Raw genomic sequence first — 2679 nt, forward strand, 5'->3', positions numbered from 1 at the left:
TGGCGGCCGGCTGGGCCGCCGAGCGAAACATCGGCCTGTTCCACGCCGTGCCCGCACCGATGTGGCTGTCTTTTGCGGGCAGTTTGCTGCTGCTGGATTTGGCCATTTATGCGCAGCACGTCGCCGCCCACCGCTGGCGCTGGTTCTGGCGCCTGCACCAAGTCCATCACAGCGATACCGATTTCGATACGACTACCGCCGTGCGCTTTCACCCGCTGGAGATCATGCTGTCCATGGCCTACAAGGTGTTGCTGGTCGTTGCGCTCGGCGCCGAGCCGTCGGCGGTGATCGCTTTCGAGATCATTCTCAACGGCTGCGCGCTGTTCAATCACGGCAACGTCGGCCTGCCGCCAACCTATGAGCAAAGCTTGCGCTATCTGTTGGTCACGCCGGACATGCACCGGATACATCATTCCGCCCTGCAAACGGAAACCGACAGCAATTACGGCTTTTCCTTATCCTGCTGGGATAGGCTGTTCAACACCTATTGCCCGCAATCGCGGCAGCCGCAAACCGCCATGCGTATAGGCTTGAACGGCTTTCGCGATACTAATGAACTGGGCTTTTTGCATTTATTGGCCATGCCGTTCCGGCCTTTGCGCAAGCGCTGAACCGTGACCTATCGATTCCCCGACTGCGTTTTGCTGATCTTCTGTAAAGCGCCCCAGGCCGGCCGGGTCAAAACCCGCCTGCAACCGGGATTGACCGCCGAGCAAGCCGTACAGGCGCACATCGAGCTGACGCGGATGACGCTAGCGCGCGCCTTTCTAAAGCCGTTATGCCCGGTGATTTTGTGTTGCGCGCCCGACGGCAGGCACCCGTTTTTCCGCCAATGCGCCCGGCAATACCCGCTAAAACTGGCCGAACAACGCGGCAGGGACCTGGGCGAGCGCATGCACAACGCCTTGACGGACGCGCTATTGGCCTATCGCCATGCCGTGCTGGTCGGTTGCGACTGCCCCAGTTTGAGCGCGGAGGATTTGCGGCGGGCTTTTACGCGGCTGCGAAGCGGTCACGATGCGGTGATCGCCCCGGCCGAGGACGGCGGTTATGTATTGATCGGCCTGAATGCGCCGCGGCCGGACTTATTTAACAATATGGCCTGGGGCGGGGCCAATGTGATGGCGGAAACCCGCCGCCGACTGTTAAGCGCCGGTTTGAATGCGCACGAACTGGGCACGCAGTGGGATGTCGATACGCTTGCTGACTGGCGGCGTTATCGACTTAAGGATATGGTTGGAAAAAACTTACCGAAATAGATTTACTTGTAGAAGGGGCTTTAGCCGCGATGAGCGCCTCGATCGGGGCTAAAGCCCCTCCTACCGGCAACAATCCCGAAAATACGGGGATGTTGTTTTCGACGAAATCCTAAGCCGGCAGAATCCGGGAGAGTAAGCGGAGAATGAAGTGCCGCTGGAGCAACGGGCCGGTTCGCGCAAGGGGGATTTAAACCTTGCGCGCTTCAAATTTCGGCGCATCCGTTCCCACGCCCTCCGGAGGTTGTCGAAAAAGCCAAAATGTAGGTTGGATTGGCGTAGCGTAACCCAACAAAATCAAAATGTTGGGCTTTATTGCATTCAGCCGGACTTACCTTTTACGACAACCTCATCCGGGAGAGGGCAGGGGAGCGATAATCGCGCGATTCGGAGCAATTCGAATTCCGGAACAGGATTCATGCCCATGGCGTAAGCAGCAATGCCCGGCACGAACCGGGCATTGGGATGATTAATCAACGCCGCTCGTCGCTTTCTTCGCCGATTTCCCATTCCTCAATGGCGGTCTCGATGATTTTACCGCTGGCCGCATCGACCTCGATTTTGGTCTCGACGCCTTTGTCGTTGACGATATCGAATTCGTAGGACGAAGCGCCGTTTTCCTCCACTTCATACTCGACTTCCTCTATGGTGCCGGGGTTGGCTTTCAGGGCAATCGCGGCGGCGTCTTCTTCGGTGATTTTGACGTTTTTCTTAAAGGCCTGGCTGCCGGGGTCGGAGACTTCCGCTTCTTTCTCGGTCAGCTTGCCGCTGTCCGCATCGCACATAAATTCCCACTCCTGGCGGTTGTTGTCGCGTAATTCCAGTTCGTAAGCGCCTTTGCCCGCTACGTTAAGCTTTTCCAGCTTGACCAGCTCGCCGGCTTTTTCTTTTTTGACGGCCTGAATGCAATTTTCAAGACCTTGATCGACGGCCATGGCATTGACGGAAAGTAGGCTCAGGCCGGCTAATGCGGCAATTTTCAATGTTGTGGTTTTCATGATACACCTCGCTAAAAAAAGGAAAAATTCCCGAACAACGGGAATCATACCGCGTCGGCGGCGACCAGGCCATGGCTTTTTGCAAAAGCCGCCATGTCCCGCCGGTTGTCGATGCCCAGCTTCAGCTTGACCGAGGTTTGGCAATTCGAGACGGTTTTGCGGCTGATGCCGAGTTGTTCGCCGATGGCTTGCAGGCTGCAACCTTCGGCCAGCAGGCAAAACACGTCGAACTCGCGGGAACTCAAGGCCGTAAAAGGGGCCAGTAATTTTTTGATATGGCGTATCGCGAGCAATTGCGCGATGTTTTGATCCAGATAGTATTCGCCGGCCAAGACATGCCTAACGATTGCCGCCAACTCGGCGGCCGGGTGCTCGCGATCCAAGACGCCGGTCGCGCCGGCCTGTAACCCGGCCAGGGCAAGGCT

Annotated in this window: 4 protein-coding genes; 2 read left to right on the forward strand and 2 right to left on the reverse strand. The window is 57.2% G+C overall.

The window, feature by feature from the left end; translation table 11 throughout:
* Both NP596_RS20875 and NP596_RS20880 read left to right on the forward strand, forming a co-directional pair.
* On the forward strand, positions 1-611 hold a 611-nt coding region (locus tag NP596_RS20875; RefSeq protein ID WP_256617317.1), incomplete at its 5' end, for a sterol desaturase family protein.
* Positions 612-614: 3 nt separating this feature from the next.
* The gene (locus tag NP596_RS20880; RefSeq protein WP_256617318.1) at positions 615-1259 is read left to right on the forward strand and encodes a TIGR04282 family arsenosugar biosynthesis glycosyltransferase; all 645 of its coding nucleotides are present in this window, start codon (positions 615-617) and stop codon (positions 1257-1259) included.
* 470 nt (positions 1260-1729) lie between these two features.
* Here the strand turns inward: NP596_RS20880 and NP596_RS20885 are convergent, their stop codons facing one another.
* The gene (locus tag NP596_RS20885) at positions 1730-2254 is read right to left on the reverse strand and encodes a PepSY domain-containing protein (RefSeq protein ID WP_256617319.1); all 525 of its coding nucleotides are present in this window, start codon (positions 2252-2254) and stop codon (positions 1730-1732) included.
* 44 nt (positions 2255-2298) lie between these two features.
* A partial coding sequence (locus NP596_RS20890) for a response regulator transcription factor (RefSeq protein ID WP_256617320.1) occupies positions 2299-2679 on the reverse strand: 381 nt, incomplete at its 5' end.

Origin of the sequence: Methylomonas rivi (assembly GCF_024505165.1) — a bacterium.
Taxonomy (GTDB): domain Bacteria; phylum Pseudomonadota; class Gammaproteobacteria; order Methylococcales; family Methylomonadaceae; genus Methylomonas; species Methylomonas rivi.

Coding starts and splice junctions, on each gene's coding strand:
- NP596_RS20885 (WP_256617319.1), bottom strand. CDS start 2,254: ATGAAAACCACAACATTGAAAATTGCCGCATTAGCCGGCCTGAGCCTA.